The sequence below is a fragment of the Candidatus Binatia bacterium genome (assembly GCA_029243485.1).
Classification (GTDB): Bacteria; Desulfobacterota; Binatia; order UBA12015; family UBA12015; genus VGTG01.
Window position 1 is genome coordinate 1 of the sequence record JAQWRY010000063.1, and the last position, 13059, is coordinate 13059.

A 13059-nucleotide genomic window follows, 5' to 3' on the forward strand; every position below is an offset into this window, starting at 1 on the left:
CTCGGCGACGCGCGCCACGAGCCCCAGCTCGTGTGCCTTCTCCGCCGTGATCGGATCGGCCGTGAGGGCCATCTCCATCGCGACGGCGTAGGGGACACGCCTCGGCAGGCGCATGAGCGCCCCACCGGCCGCGAACAGGCCGACACCCACTTCGGGGATGCCCAGCCGCACGCCCTTCGCCGCGACCATGAGGTCACAGGTCAGAGCGACCTCGAGCCCACCGGCCAGGGCAAAGCCCTCGACTGCGGCGATCAGCGGCTTCTTGGCTCCGTCGGCGAGGAACTCACCGAAGCCCTCGGGCATGCCTCCATCGAGGAACGCCTTCAGGTCCATGCCAGAGCAGAACCCTTTTCCAGCGCCCGTGAGGACGCCGGCGGTGAGACCGGCGTCCTCGTCGAGCTGCTTCGTTGCGGCCAGGAGCCCTCGACCCGCTTCGCTATTGATCGCGTTGCGCGCTTCGGGGCGGTTCAGCGTGATCAGAAGTACACGACCACGCTTCTCGGTCAGAACGGCATCGTTGGCCATGAAAGACTCCTTACTTGGGAGGCATGCGAATGCCGCCATCCACTCGGATGGTCTCGGCATTCATGTAGCTGTTGGTTACGAGCTCGAGAGCGAGCGAGGCGAACTCCTCGGGCGAACCGAGACGGTTCGGGAAGAGCACGTTGCGTCCGAGATTCGCCTTGAAGGCCTCCGACGCCTCGCCCTGGCCGTAGATCGGGGTGTCGATCAGGCCGGGGGCGATCGTGTTGACGCGCACGCCGATGGCGGCGAGGTCACGTGCGATCGGGAGCGTCATGCCGACGACGCCGCCCTTCGACGCCGAGTAAGCCGCCTGGCCGATCTGACCGTCGAACGCGGCAACCGAAGCCGTGTTGACGATCGCACCACGCTCGCCTTCGTTCTGAGGCTCCACCTTGCTCATCGCCGAAGCCGCGAGACGAAGGCAGTTGAACGAACCGATCAGGTTCACCCGAATCACGAACTCGAAGTTCTTGAGATCGAAAGGCGTGCCGTCACGACTGACCGTGCGAGCCGCGCTGCCAAGGCCGGCACAGTTCATCAGCACGCGAAGCGGACCCATGCTCGAAGCGGCATCCACCGCCGCCTGAACCTGCTCTTCGTTCGAGACGTCGGCCTTGGCGTACTTGCCGCCGATCTCCGCCGCGACGGAGTTGCCCAGATCGTCGTTCAAGTCGACGACGCAGACCTTCGCGCCGTTCTTCGACAGAAGACGGGCGGTCGCAGCTCCGAGGCCGGAGGCACCACCCGTAACCATCGCGGACGCTCCATTGATGTCCAACATTATCCGAGCCTTTCGATGATCGTGGCGTTGGCCATACCGCCGCCCTCACACATGGTTTGCAGACCGTAGCGACCACCGGTCCGCTCCAACTCGTTGAGGAGCGTGGACATGAGCTTCGTGCCCGAGGAACCCAGCGGGTGTCCCAGCGCGATCGCGCCGCCGTTCACGTTCACCTTCGCCATGTCGGCGCCGGTTTCCTTCTGCCAGGCCAGAACGACCGAGGCGAAGGCTTCGTTGACCTCGAAGAGATCGATGTCCTCGATCTTCATGCCGGTCTTGTCGAGAATCTTTTTCGTGACGGGGATCGGACCCTTCAGCATCGTAACCGGGTCGGTACCCGCGACCGCGAACGCGTGGAAACGCGCGCGGGGCTTGAGACCGAGCTCCTTGGCCTTCTCTTCGCTCATGACGAGCACCGCGGAGGCGCCGTCACAGATCTGCGAGGAATTGCCGGCGGTGATCTTGCCGTCTTCCTTGAACGCGGGGTTCAGGGTGCCGAGCTTGTCGACGTTCGTGCCTTCGCGGATGCCTTCGTCCGCCGAGTGGAGCTCCTCCGCATCACCGACGGTGACCGGCACGGGAACGATCTCGTTGGCGAAGCGACCTTCCTTCAGAGCCTGCACCGCACGCGTCTGCGACTCACACGCGAACGTGTCGAGGTCGAGACGGGTGATGCCGTACTCGTCGGCGATCATGTCGGCGCCGATGCCCTGCGGCGGGAGACCCGACTCTTCGTAGCGAGCCATCATGTCCTTCGAGAACGGGAAGCCGAGATCCTTCGTGTGGCTGACCGAAGCGCCCATCGGCGTACGAGTCATCACTTCGACGCCGGCGGCAACGACGACGTCGTAGGAGCCTGCGATCACACCCTGCGCGGCGAAGTGCAGCGCCTGCTGCGAGCTGCCGCACTGACGGTCGACCGTGGTCGACGGAACGGACTCGGGCCAACCGGCGGTGAGGACCGCGTTGCGACCGATGTTCAACGCCTGCTCACCGACCTGCATGACGCAGCCCATGATCACGTCGTCGACAATCGCGGGATCGATCTTGGTGCGCTTCTCGAGCGCCTTCAGCACGTGGGCGGCCAGGTCGACCGGGTGCCAGTCCTTGAGCTTCCCGTTGCGGCGCCCACCAGGCGTCCGCACGGCATCTACGATGACTGCAGTTGGCATCTCGTTCTTCTCCTTGGGTGTTGTGATGGGCGCGATCCGAATGCGGCAGTGCCGCTCTGCGGTCGCCTGCGACGATCCATTCGGGACCTCGTCCACTACCGAGATCCCTTGTTGCTTTTGGGGCTTCCGGGGCGCCGGGCGGCGCGGCGGACCCCCGAATTGCTCACAAACGGGAGCCTTCGGCGCAACGTTCGCGGCCTTGACAAGAAGGCGCCCGAACGGCCCTTTCGTGGGATGCCGACCCTCCTCCTGCGTGGCGGGGCCCTCCTTGCCGTCACGGTGGCGATCGCCCTCGCGGCCAGGCTCGCTGGCGATCACCCCCGGCCCCGGACCCAGCCGGACATCCTCCTGGTCACCCTCGACACCACCCGGGCCGACCACACGTCGGCCTACGGCTACCACCGGCCCACGACCCCCCGGCTCGAGGCCCTCGCCGCCGAGGGCGTCCGGTTCGACGCCGCCTACGCCCCAATGGCCACGACCCTCCCGGCCCACGCCACGCTGTTCACCGCCGAGTTGCCGCGCACCCTGGGCATCACCAAGAACGGCGCCGTCCTCTCCGAGAACAAGAACACGCTGGCCGAACGCTTGTCCGAATCCGGCTATCGGACCGCCGCCTTCGTCAGCTCCTTCCCGGTGGACCGGATGTTCGGCCTGGCTCAGGGTTTCGATATCTACGACGACGACTTCACAGACGGCAGCTGCCCGACCGCGATCCGCGAATGGGAAGGCTTCGACGTCGACCGGGGCTTTTGTCGGCGCGGCAGCAACACGACGGCCCGCGCGCTCGAGTGGCTCGGGGACGAGGGCTACCTCGATGCGGAGGGCGAGAAGCCGCCGCTCTTCCTGTGGGTGCACTACTTCGATCCGCACGCGCCGTACCTTCCTGCAAAAGAAGACGCCGCGCTGTTCCCGTCGCACGTCGACGGCTGGCTCTCTACGAAGACCGCCGCCTACGACGGCGAGATCCACTACATGGACCGAGCCCTCGGCGAGCTGCTGGACTCACTGGACCTCGGCGGACGGCTCGACGACACTGTGATCGTCGTTGCCGCCGACCACGGCGAAGGCCTGCTGCAGCACGGACACATGCACCACAGCCTCCTCATCTACGAAGAGGACGTTCGCGTGCCCCTCGTCGTGCGCTGGCCGACACGCGTACGAGGCGGTCGCGTGATCGATGAACCGGTGCAACTCGCCGACCTCGCACCGACCCTGCTCGAAATCGCCCACGCCGAGGCGCTGGAGCCGGGGATCGGCGAGAGCCTCACTGGCGCCCTCGTGCACGGCGCGCCACTCGACCCCAACCGTCCGATCTTTCTGCAGCGGCGCGAGTACGCCGAGCCGGTCGTCTCGGGGCACGCGGTCGCGGGCGAGAAACTTGGGGTACGCCGTGGCCGGTGGAAGTACATCGAGGCGCAGGAAGAAGGGACCGTCGAACTCTACGACCTCGAAACCGACCCCTATGAGCGCAAGAACCTCGCGGAGACCCGACCCGCCCCGCGGCAACGTCTCGAAGAGACCCTCCACGCGTGGCAAGCGTCGGCAGAGCGTCCCGCCCTGCCCCAGGTCGACCCCGAAGCCGAGAAGCGCCTCCGGGCTCTCGGCTACGTGCCCTAAAGAACGACACCGCGACGACCCCGCGCCCTGGTCCAGTCCCGCCGATGCCGCTCAGACGAAAGCGCGGGCCAGGTGATACGTGACGAAGCTCCCGACCCACGCCAGCCCGAGCATGTAACCGAAGGCCAGTGCAGGCCAGCGCCAGGTTCCCGTTTCCCTTGCCATGATCGCGATCGTCGACGTGCATTGGAGCGCGAAGACGAAGAACACCATCAGCGAGAGCGCGGTCGGAAGCGTGAACGCGCGCTGTCCGGTGCGCGGGTCCAGGTCGCTCACCAATGCGGAGCGCAGACCGTCGAAATCGTCCTCACCGCCCACCGCGTAGATCTGCGCGAGGGTCGAAACGATGACCTCGCGCGCGGCCAGGCTCGCGAGCAACCCGACGCCGATCTTCCAATCGAATCCGAGCGGAGCGATCGCCGGCTCGATCGCGTGCCCGACCCGCCCGGCAACGCTCGCCTCGAGGTCGGCGCTTGCCTGCTCCGTCGGAGTCAAGCTCGGATCAATCGGTGCGGACGGGAACGTCAGAAGTCCCCACAGAACGATCGACGCGATGAGGATGATCGTCCCTGCTCTCTTGAGGAACGCGGACGCGCTCTCCCAGACTTGGCGGCTGATCAACTTTAGCGTGGGCATCCGGTAGGGCGGCAACTCCATGTAGAACACCGACACCGAACCCTTCAACAAAGTCCGGTTCAGCGCCGCCGCGGAGGCGAACGCGGTGAACGCGCCGAGGAGGTAAAGGCCGAACATCACGAGCCCCTGGAGACCCAACGGCCCGAAAGCCGTCGCTGGAACGAACGCGGCAATGAGCAACGTGTAGACGGGCAGCCGCGCCGAACAGGTCATGAACGGCGCGACCAGGATCGTTGCGAGCCGCTCCCTCGGCGAGGCGATCGTCCGCGCCGCCATGATTCCCGGAACCGCGCAGGCGTAGCACGAGAGGAGCGGCACGAAGCTGCGCCCCTGCAGGCCGACCCAGCCCATGACCCGGTCGACCACGAACGCGGCGCGCGACATGTAGCCGACGTCCTGCAGGAAGTGCAGGAACGTGAACAGGATCAAGATCTGGGGGAGAAAGATCACGACCGACCCCACGCCCGCGAGAATCCCGTCGGCCCAGAGGTCCGTGAGGAGCCCCGCAGGAAGAACCTCACGCGAGACCCGGCCCAGCTCGGCGAACGAGGTATCGATGGCGTCCATCGCGGGCACCGCCCACGCGAAGATGCTCTGGAACAGCAGAACCATCACGCCGAGGAAGATCGCGATGCCGGTGACGGGATGCAGAAGCACCCGATCGAGCATGTCGGTACGCGAGTCCGGGTGCAGCGAGTCCGTTCCGATCTCGTCGCAGACGCGGTCGACCCACGCGAAACGCGCCGGCGCGGTCTCCGGCTTCGGCCCACTCGCTTGCGGCCAACTCGTCGGGTCCTCGAGAAACCGGCGCAACGGATCCAGACCAACGCCACGGTGGCCCACGACGCCCAACACGTGCACGCCGAGCACCCTCGAGAGCTTCATGGGGTCGAGCTGCCCGCCTCGCGCCTTGACCTCGTCGATCATCGTCGCGACGACGAGCGTCGGCAGGCCGCGATCGAGCGCCTCCCGCACGAGACCGAGTCCACGGCGAAGCGTCGTACTATCGACCACGACGACGAGCGCGTCAGGAAGTCGCTCGCCTTCTTGATCACCGGCGAGCACGTGCGTGACGACCTGCTCGTCGGGCGTCTCCCCGTGGAGAGCGTAGGTCCCGGGCAGATCCAGGATCTCCACGGCACCCCCCGAGCCCGTGAGGATCCCCTCGCGCCGTTCGACCGTGACGCCGGGGTAGTTGCCCACATGCGCACTGGAACCCGTCAGCGCGTTGAATAGCGTCGTCTTCCCCGCGTTAGGTGCGCCCACGAGGGCGACGCGTACGAGCGACGGCGTGAGAGCCGGTGCGGCGCTCACCCGGTCGTGACCTCGGCGCCGGCCTCGACCTCGACGCAAACCGAGTCGAGCTGCGCCGTCCTGAGGCAGAGGCGGTAGCCGCGCAGTTCGATCTCCACGGGATCGCCGAGCGGCGCGCGCCGGCGGATCTCGAGCCAGGTGCCGGGCACGAAGCCCAGGTCCTGCAATCGCAGGGGAATCTGCTCCCCGGCCGAGGGCTCGCAGACCCGACCCCGCTGGCCCGCTTCCAGGCGGGAAAGCGGGATCGGCTCTTTGAAATTGGTTTTCATTTTCATTTAAGCTATCCGGCCCCTGGAGGGACCGCAACACAGAGGACGTACCATCCGCGTCTCCACCCTCGTAGACCTTCGTTGCGCCGGTGCCGGTCGTTCGCTGACATGTGCCGGTGGGAAACGGGCACGCCGTGGCTTTGCTACCGGGAACGACGCCGCTCGCCGGCACCAGCACGAGTGAAACGCGGCGTGTGGTGTGGAACCTCGCCTGGCCCGTGATCCTGGCGCTCGTCTCGGAGTCGCTCGTCGGGCTCGTGGACATGTTCATGGTCGCTCGCCTCGGCGCGAGCGCCGTGGCCGCCGTCGGCGTCGGCGGACAGATCATGGGCGCCGTCACCGTGACGATGATGGCCATCGGGACCGGGACCGTCGCGCTCGTCGCGCGGTCCGTCGGCGCGGGCACCCTCGACGAAGCCCACGAGACGCTCGGACAGTCCATCCTCGCAGCGTCGACTCTCGGCATCGTGGCCGTGATTCCCGTCCTTCTGTGGGCCGAGCCCTTCGTCCAGGCGTTCGGCGTCGCTCCAGAAGTCACGGCCGAGGCGACGGTCTACGTACGCGCGGTCATGCTCGCCATCGCCCCGAGTTCGGTTCTCTTCGTGATCGGCTCCGCGCTTCGAGGCGCGGGCGACACGCGAACGCCACTCGCGATCGGGCTCGTCGTAAACTCCGTGAACGTGTTCGCGAACTGGGTTCTGATCTTCGGTCACCTCGGGTTCCCCGCCCTCGGCGTGCTCGGCTCGGCGCTCGCAACCGCGCTGTCGTTCACCCTCGGAGCCGTGTTGTTGTCCATCTTGCTCGCGGGCGGGCGCCTGCGGCTCCACGTCGAGCGACGGCACCTCGTACCAGACTTCACGATAATCCGCCGGATCTTCCGGATCGGTTACCCCGCGGCCATCGAGCAGTTCCTGATGCAGGTAGGCTTTCTCGTGTACCTGGTCTTCGCCGCACGGTACGGCACCGACGCCGTCGCCGCATACTTCATCGGCGTGCGCATCCTCGCCCTCGCCTTCCTGCCGGGCTTCGGCTTTGCGGCGGCCGCGAGCACACTCGTCGGCCAGCACCTCGGTGCCGGGGAGCCCGAACAGGCGGAGCGGGCCGGATGGATGTCGGCGTGGATGTCGGTCTGCCTCATGTCGACGGTGGGCGTCGTCGTGTTCCTGCTCGCCGAGCCGATTGCTCGATTGTTAGTGGACGAGGTCGGCGTGATCGCCGGCACGGCCTCGTTCATCTACATGCTGGGCATCGCGCAGCCCTTCATGGCCATCGACTTCACGCTCGGCGGGGCCCTGCGCGGAGCGGGCGATACCCGGTTCCCCTTGTGGACGATGCTGGTCGCCTTCTACGCCGTCCGGCTCGGGCTGTCGGCGCTCGCCGTTTTCGTGTTCGACCTGAGCCTCCCATGGCTCTGGTCCGCCCTGATCGCGGACTACGTCGTGCGTGCCGCGCTCAAGACGTGGCGCTTTCGGGGGGCGCACTGGCGCTCGATCGAAGTCTGAGCGCGTCCCACCGGGCGCGCCGCGGATCGCGCGCTGCTTCCAGCCCCGCCGCGACGACCGTATCCATCGCTTGGAACTCGAGCAGTCCCCACTCTCCCACCGGCAGGGGCAGCTAGAGTTCGCTCTCGCTCGTGGCGAGCCGCGTCGATCCTCGACCCCTTCGGCGCGGGTGAGATTGGTCGACACGCAGAAGAACGGCAGCGCCAGATCTTCAATGGAACGATCTCCGAATACGGCCCGGAAGGCTCGGCCCGTCCGGTGACCGCCGAGTAGGGACACCATCGGCAAGGTGGGATCGAGAAGACGCAGGGTGTGCCTGCGGCACATCTCGATCAGCGCTGCGGGCTCATGGCCGACCCCGAACAGGCCCGCCACCAGCGCACCCATGCTCGTTGCGCCGACCGCCCCCCGCAAGGGCAAATCTCAGCCGAAGACCACCAAACCGCGCCGCGCGGCCAAGCGACCCGGCGGCGGAGCTCGAACGTTCGACCAGCCACCGCGGAGTCGGCGCGCCGCGGCTCCGGCGCGTGGACCGAGTAGTCCGACGTCCCGTGCCGGCTACAGCACTTCGACCAAGTAGTCCGACGTCCGGGCCGGCGCGACGCCCTTTTCCCAGGGCCGCAGGTACACGAGCTTGATGTTCCCCCGCCCCGAGGCGACGCCGACGAAACTGAAAATGTCCGTTCCCCCGGCGCCGACCGCGTCCGTCACCTTCGCGTCGTAGCGGGTATCGACGAGCCGGACGACCTTTTCGTCGATGCTGCCGACCTGCCATCGGAAGCCGGTCGACGGGTTCGCGGGAAGCCGGATATCGAATTGTTCGCCCGCCGAAACCGTCATGCTCGCCGGCGGCGGCGTAGCCCGCTTCGGCGCAGAACAGGCCGCGAGGAACAAAAAGAGGAGAACGGGGAGGATCTGCCATCGCATCCGCATTCCGCGTCCCTACTACTTCTCGCCCGAATGCTCCATCCCGGTTGCTCCCGAGGGCGAATACGCATAGCAAAGCTTCGCGCCCGCCGGGATGCTGCGGGACGCGAGGAGGAACTGAATGAAGGTGAGACTCGGCGCCAGCGTCGCCCTGCTCGGCCTGCTCGCCGCGGGTTGCGCCACCACGGGCATTATCAATGCACGCTTGCACCTGCCCGGCCAGACCGCGGCAACCCCGATCCAGATGGAGTATCAGACCGAGCGCTTCGGTGCGGGCGGTTCGATGACGGCAACCCTGCCGAGCGGCGAGAGCTTCGAGGGCCGCTACCTCCAGATCACCTCGACCTCGAGCGGCGACACGCTCGGCACGCCCTGGGGCGGCTGGGGGCCGTGGGACCCCTACTGGACCGACTGGGGCTCCTACGGATCGGCCTGGGTGGGCGGCGTGGACTACGCCTCGTTCGTCCAGAACTACTCCGGCAAACTCGTCGCGACCCTCTTTGGAAGCCGTGGCGATACGATGCGGTGCCGGTTCCAGCTCGCCAACCCGATCGACGGCATCACTGGCGGTGGCGTCGGCGAGTGCCAGACGTCGACCGGCGACAAGATCGAGGCGCAGTTCTAGGGAAGCGTCTCCCCCTTCCGCCGCCGCAAGGGGTACAGCAGCTGAGCGGCGATGCCCTCGGGCACGTCGCCATCCGGAATCCCGAACTGATCCGGGACCCGATCCGTCGGCATGTGGAAGGTGCCAAACAGCAGATCGAAGGCCGGGAAGAGACCGGCGAAGTTCCGGTTCAGTCCCTGATCCTCCGCCGCGTGATGCCAGCGATGAAAGGCCGGCGTCGCGATCACGTATCGCAGCGGGCCGAAGGACCACGGCACATTCGCGTGAATGAAGAGGGAGTACACGTTCAGGATCGGTACGTAGGCGACGAGCAGCGTCGCGTCGAAGCCGAGGAGAACGATCGGCACCGCCTGCGCGACGCGAATCAGTACGTCGTTCACCGGATGCAGGCGAACGGACGAGAGCCAGTCCACTTCGGTCGACGAGTGATGGACGGCGTGGAAGGCCCACAGTCGCCGACCGTGTAGCCACCGGTGGATGAAATACGCAATGGCGTCGGCGAGGACGAGAAGCAAGACGAGCTGCAAGACCCATGGCAGCTCCGCGATCGGGCCGCTCGGCTGCACGAAGTTCTCGATGTGCTCTTTGGTCACCGAAACGCCGGAGGCCAATGCCAGACCCACGATGGCGAGCACGATGGCGACCCGCGTGATCGCCTTCGTCACGAGCGGCGTGAAGAACCAGTAGGTCACGTCGGTGGAAACGCCGGGCCGGAGCCGCCGCTGCTCCGGCCGGGCCGGAGCCATCCACTCAATCACCCCGAACACCACGCCGAGGATCATGAGCGCGCCGAGCAGTCCGGCAGCGCTGAGAGCCATGGGCGCATCGTACCTCCATCACCCCAATCGAGCACCCCGGCATAATGGATTGTCGCAGCTGCGTGTTTGATGGATGCTCAAAGCCCCCTATGCCTGAGAACACTGCGAAACTCCTGACCGATGCGCTCTGGCGCCTTCATCGACGCCCGGCGCTTCCCACCGCGTGGGAGGGCGGCGGCAACCTGCCCTGGCAAGAGCCCGCCTTCGCCGAGCGGATGCTGCGCGAGCACCTGGACGAGTCCCATGCCGCCGCGTCCCGCAGAGAGAGCGAACGGACCGCCCAGCTCGACTGGCTCTGGACCGAACTGGCTCTCGCACCCGGCATGCACGTCTACGACGTGACCTGCGGCCCCGGCCTCTACGCCGTGGAACTCGCGAAGCGCGGCTGCCGTGTGACCGGCGTCGACTTCTCTCCGGCTTCCATCGCACACGCGAGAAAACTCGCGGAGCAAGAAGGCGTCGCGGAGCTCTGTACGTTCATCGAGGCCGACATCCGCGAGGTCGAGGTCGACGCCGACTCGTTCGACGCGGCCCTCTTCCTCTACGGACAACTCGGGGTCTTCCCGAAGGACGATGCGGCCGCGCTCGTGGGCGAGATCGCCACGCGACTCCGCTCGGGCGCACGAATGTGCGTCGAGTTGCTCGACCCGGCCCGCGTCGACCGCGAGGTCGACAACTGGTGGTATACCGACAACACGGGTTTGTGGGGCGATGCGCCGTTCCTCCATCTCGGAGAGCGCTTCTGGGACGAGGAGACGCAGACGTCGAGCGAGCGTTTCCACATTCTCCACCTCGAGACCGGCGAGATGAACGAGATTCTCCTGTGCGACCAGACCTACACGGACGCCGCAGCCCGCACGCTCCTGACCGAAGCCGGCTTCAGCTCGGCCGACGTTCACCCAGCCTGGAACGACGTCGATCTGTACGACGCGCAGGAGTGGATCGTCTACATCGCGGTCAAGTGATCAGTCGATCGCGGCGCGGACGAGGGTTCCGGCGCGAGGAGCATAGCCGGTGAGCCCGTCCACGGCGTCGTGCGTGGGCTCGGTAACGAACCGATCGCTCTCGAGCGTGACCTCGACAAGAGGCGTCGACGAGGCAGGCGGCGGGAGCGGCACGGCCGTGGTCACGACCTCGCCCGGTCTCCCCCCCATCTGGATCTCGGCCACCTTCCGGCCGTCGACCAAGACCGTGGTCGTACCGTCGCTCAAGTTCGGGTGCTCGGGATACCGCACCTCGAGAGTGAGACGGGTCGCATCGGGCCCCCGTGCGAGCGCGAGGATCGCGTGGGGGGACAAGATTCCTCCCCGGTACACGCCGCCCACGATGGTTCGTGCCTGGTCCTTCGCGACGAGGCGACGCCCTCGTAGCTCCACCGCGGCAGGGATCCCATCCACGCCGAACGCCTTCTCCGCCTGCTCCCGCGTGAACGACTCTCCAGCCGCGTAGGGGCCGTACGGGCCGAACTCTTCGAGCTTCGCCGTGTCGAGAGGGAGGAGTTCGCGATCCGCCAGGAACCGCGCGACCCCAAGCGCCATGTAGCGGTGACCCTCTCGATTTGGGTGCCCATTTAGCGGGCGCAGGGTGTGCTGCCCCACGTCGAATGGCGCGACGGCGACCTCGCTCTCGACGAATTTCTGCCCCAGCACTTCGCCGAACCCGAAAACGAGCGGCTCATTCAGGAGATACATCACGTACGGCGCGTCGTAGTACTCGGCGAGGAGCTTTCGCAGACGATCGATCTCCGCGCCCGCGAGCGCGTAGCGTCGCACGGACTCCGGAATCAGGTAGGAGCCAATGAGGCCACGCGGCACGCGGCCGTGATTGCTCACCTGCCGAGGGCTGGCGACAGATGCGTGCGTATCCCCGAAGATTCCCTGCGAATCGTACGTGGCGCTCCGAACGTTGCCGAGAATGAAGCCGTGGCTGCTGTCGAGGTCGTTGTACCCGAGAACGTGAACGACGAGATCTGGCTCGATTTGATGTAGGTTGTGCTCGAGGAACGCGATCTCGGACATCAAGTTCCAACCACCCACCGCGACCGGGCGCACTTCGATCTCCCCGAGCGAGGCACCATCGGCGACCGCGCTTCGCAGCATGGTCTCGAGCTGCGCGGCGACGCCGTCTTCGTAAGGGGCAGCCGCCGCGGCGACGAAGCTGTCCCCGAGCAGCACGACGCGGAACACGCCGTCGCGCTTCCTCTCGAGTTCACGGTGATCGCGCAGGCCGCTGGCGTTCGTCCGTAGTTCGACCTGCGTCTGCCAGCCCCGCTGCCCCCGGAGATTCGGAACGAACGTGCTGTTCACCCGCTGATCGGGAACCGGCCAGAAGAGATCGAACCTCGATCCGGCCTGATCGCGGACCTCGTCCGGTGCGAGCCGCCCGAGCGGCGCCGCAGCCGGCGGCTCGGGTTCCGGCTGGAGGATCCAGAAGGCGAGGCCGAGAGCACTCGCGAAGAGCGCCGCGCCCAGACCACACGCGATCCATCCGAAGCGGCGGTTGTTCATCGAAGGTACGGGTACGATATCATGTCGGCGATCGTGTACTCGTCGCCCGCCAGGTAGCGGCGGTCGTGAAGGCAGTTGTTCATGACGCCGTAAAGCCGATTCGCCTCGTCGAGGAAGCGGGTCTGCGCGTATGTCTGATCGCGCCCGACTCGAAGAACGGAATCAGCGGCCCACCAACTTCGGGATCGTGATCGACGATCGCGGGCATCCGATTATTCGAGCTAATGCCGAGGAAGCTGTCGGTGAACTGAGCCCCCATTCCGATGCTGCACGGGACCCGGTTGTAGGGCATCCCGCACTCCTCGAGGAGGATCGTGACCTTCTTTCCGTTCGGTGTGGGCCAGTAGTGAAGATCGAGCATGG

General features: G+C 66.6%; 12 protein-coding genes and 1 pseudogene. 4 read left to right on the top strand and 9 right to left on the bottom strand.

Annotation, left to right across the window (positions count from 1 at the left end):
* The 3 genes from P8R42_18020 to P8R42_18030 form a co-directional block, all read right to left on the bottom strand.
* On the bottom strand, positions 1-525 hold a 525-nt coding region (locus P8R42_18020; GenBank protein MDG2306505.1), incomplete at its 3' end, for an enoyl-CoA hydratase-related protein.
* Between the two features lie 10 nt (positions 526-535).
* On the bottom strand, positions 536-1303 hold the full coding sequence (locus tag P8R42_18025) for an SDR family oxidoreductase (GenBank protein MDG2306506.1): 768 nt from the start codon (positions 1301-1303) through the stop codon (positions 536-538).
* 2 nt (positions 1304-1305) lie between these two features.
* A complete protein-coding gene (locus P8R42_18030; protein MDG2306507.1) occupies positions 1306-2478 on the bottom strand; it encodes a thiolase family protein in 1173 nt (390 codons plus the stop codon).
* A 234-nt stretch (positions 2479-2712) separates the two neighbouring features.
* Here P8R42_18030 and P8R42_18035 point away from each other — a divergent pair, with 234 nt between their 5' ends.
* A complete protein-coding gene (locus P8R42_18035) occupies positions 2713-4098 on the top strand; it encodes a sulfatase (GenBank protein MDG2306508.1) in 1386 nt (461 codons plus the stop codon).
* A 51-nt stretch (positions 4099-4149) separates the two neighbouring features.
* On the opposite strand, the gene P8R42_18040 is transcribed toward P8R42_18035, so the two are convergent.
* Complete coding sequence (locus P8R42_18040; protein ID MDG2306509.1) at positions 4150-6048, bottom strand: ferrous iron transporter B; 1899 nt, start codon at positions 6046-6048, stop codon at positions 4150-4152.
* A complete protein-coding gene (locus P8R42_18045; GenBank protein MDG2306510.1) occupies positions 6045-6317 on the bottom strand; it encodes a FeoA domain-containing protein in 273 nt (90 codons plus the stop codon). The genes P8R42_18040 and P8R42_18045 overlap by 4 nt, the downstream gene beginning before the upstream one ends.
* 134 nt (positions 6318-6451) lie before the next feature.
* On the opposite strand from P8R42_18045, the gene P8R42_18050 reads away from it, so the two are divergent.
* Entirely contained in the window at positions 6452-7819 is a 1368-nt protein-coding gene (locus P8R42_18050) for an MATE family efflux transporter (protein ID MDG2306511.1), read from the top strand.
* Between the two features lie 558 nt (positions 7820-8377).
* On the opposite strand, the gene P8R42_18055 is transcribed toward P8R42_18050, so the two are convergent.
* Positions 8378-8752, bottom strand: coding sequence for a protease inhibitor I42 family protein (locus P8R42_18055; protein MDG2306512.1), 375 nt, complete (start codon positions 8750-8752; stop codon positions 8378-8380).
* Positions 8753-8867: 115 nt separating this feature from the next.
* Between P8R42_18055 and P8R42_18060 the strand changes: the two genes are divergently transcribed.
* Positions 8868-9371, top strand: a complete 504-nt coding sequence (locus tag P8R42_18060; GenBank protein MDG2306513.1) for a hypothetical protein — start codon at positions 8868-8870, stop codon at positions 9369-9371.
* On the opposite strand, the gene P8R42_18065 is transcribed toward P8R42_18060, so the two are convergent.
* Positions 9368-10189, bottom strand: coding sequence for a sterol desaturase family protein (locus P8R42_18065; protein MDG2306514.1), 822 nt, complete (start codon positions 10187-10189; stop codon positions 9368-9370). The genes P8R42_18060 and P8R42_18065 overlap by 4 nt on opposite strands.
* An 89-nt stretch (positions 10190-10278) precedes the next feature.
* On the opposite strand from P8R42_18065, the gene P8R42_18070 reads away from it, so the two are divergent.
* Complete coding sequence (locus tag P8R42_18070; GenBank protein MDG2306515.1) at positions 10279-11154, top strand: methyltransferase domain-containing protein; 876 nt, start codon at positions 10279-10281, stop codon at positions 11152-11154.
* Here the strand turns inward: P8R42_18070 and P8R42_18075 are convergent, their stop codons facing one another.
* Both P8R42_18075 and P8R42_18080 read right to left on the bottom strand, forming a co-directional pair.
* The gene (locus tag P8R42_18075; protein MDG2306516.1) at positions 11155-12696 is read right to left on the bottom strand and encodes an SGNH/GDSL hydrolase family protein; all 1542 of its coding nucleotides are present in this window, start codon (positions 12694-12696) and stop codon (positions 11155-11157) included.
* Positions 12697-12701: 5 nt separating this feature from the next.
* Positions 12702-13057: pseudogene (locus tag P8R42_18080) on the bottom strand (glutathione binding-like protein).
* Positions 13058-13059 lie beyond the last annotated feature (2 nt).

Bases quoted from the DNA above. Each gene is read 5' to 3' on its own strand.
- P8R42_18030 (MDG2306507.1), bottom strand. From the start codon at position 2,478: ATGCCAACTGCAGTCATCGTAGATGCCGTGCGGACGCCTGGTGGGCGC.
- P8R42_18035 (MDG2306508.1), top strand. From the start codon at position 2,713: ATGCCGACCCTCCTCCTGCGTGGCGGGGCCCTCCTTGCCGTCACGGTG.
- P8R42_18045 (MDG2306510.1), bottom strand. From the start codon at position 6,317: ATGAAAACCAATTTCAAAGAGCCGATCCCGCTTTCCCGCCTGGAAGCG.
- P8R42_18055 (MDG2306512.1), bottom strand. From the start codon at position 8,752: ATGCGGATGCGATGGCAGATCCTCCCCGTTCTCCTCTTTTTGTTCCTC.
- P8R42_18060 (MDG2306513.1), top strand. From the start codon at position 8,868: ATGAAGGTGAGACTCGGCGCCAGCGTCGCCCTGCTCGGCCTGCTCGCC.
- P8R42_18065 (MDG2306514.1), bottom strand. From the start codon at position 10,189: ATGGCTCTCAGCGCTGCCGGACTGCTCGGCGCGCTCATGATCCTCGGC.
- P8R42_18070 (MDG2306515.1), top strand. From the start codon at position 10,279: ATGCCTGAGAACACTGCGAAACTCCTGACCGATGCGCTCTGGCGCCTT.
- P8R42_18075 (MDG2306516.1), bottom strand. From the start codon at position 12,696: ATGAACAACCGCCGCTTCGGATGGATCGCGTGTGGTCTGGGCGCGGCG.